Here is a 1,161-nt window from a genome sequence, read left to right on the forward strand (position 1 = left end):
TACAAACCACTTGGGTGTTGTATGGTCAAGCCAAACGAGCAATTAGTACAGGTTAGCTACACACATCGCTGTGCTTCCACACCCTGCCTATCAACGTCCTAGTCTTGAACGGCTCTTTAGGGAAATCTAATCTTGAGGTGGGCTTCCCGCTTAGATGCTTTCAGCGGTTATCCCATCCGAACGTAGCTACCGGGCAATGCCATTGGCATGACAACCCGAACACCAGTGGTTCGTCCACTCTGGTCCTCTCGTACTAGGAGCAGATCCTCTCAAATTTCCAACGCCCACGGTAGATAGGGACCGAACTGTCTCACGACGTTCTAAACCCAGCTCGCGTACCTCTTTAAATGGCGAACAGCCATACCCTTAGGACCTGCTTCAGCCCTAGGATGAGATGAGCCGACATCGAGGTGCCAAACACCGCCGTCGATATGAACTCTTGGGCGGTATCAGCCTGTTATCCCCAGAGTACCTTTTATCCGTTGAGCGATGGCCCTTCCATACAGAACCACCGGATCACTAAGACCTACTTTCGTACCTGCTCGACTTGTGGGTCTCGCAGTTAAGCGCGCTTTTGCCTTTATACTCTACGACCGATTTCCGACCGGTCTGAGCGCACCTTCGTACTCCTCCGTTACTCTTTAGGAGGAGACCGCCCCAGTCAAACTACCCACCATACATTGTCCTCGGTATTGTTATACCTGAGTTAGAACCCCAACATGACCAGGGTGGTATTTCAAGATTGGCTCCACCAAGACTAGCGTCTCGGCTTCAAAGCCTCCCACCTATCCTGCACAAGTCAGGTCAAAGTTCAATGTAAAGCTGTAGTAAAGGTTCACGGGGTCTTTCCGTCTAGCCGCGGGTACACAGCATCTTCACTGCGATTTCGATTTCACTGAGTCTCTGCTGGAGACAGCGCTGCCATCATTATGTCATTCGTGCAGGTCGGAACTTACCCGACAAGGAATTTCGCTACCTTAGGACCGTTATAGTTACGGCCGCCGTTTACTGGGGCTTCGATCAAGAGCTTCGCTTACGCTAACCCCATCAATTAACCTTCCAGCACCGGGCAGACATCACACCCTATACGTCCACTTTCGTGTTTGCAGAGTGCTGTGTTTTTAATAAACAGTTGCAGCAGCCTGGTATCTGCGACTGCCA

Annotated in this window: 1 rRNA gene; it reads right to left on the reverse strand. The window is 51.1% G+C overall.

Going from position 1 to position 1,161, the window contains the following annotated elements:
• Positions 1–21: 21 nt before the first annotated feature.
• A 23S ribosomal RNA gene (locus ACTXGL_RS14060) occupies positions 22–1,161 on the reverse strand; the annotation flags it as partial.

This window comes from Psychrobacter sp. T6-6 (genome assembly GCF_052258185.1).
Lineage (GTDB): Bacteria > Pseudomonadota > Gammaproteobacteria > Pseudomonadales > Moraxellaceae > Psychrobacter.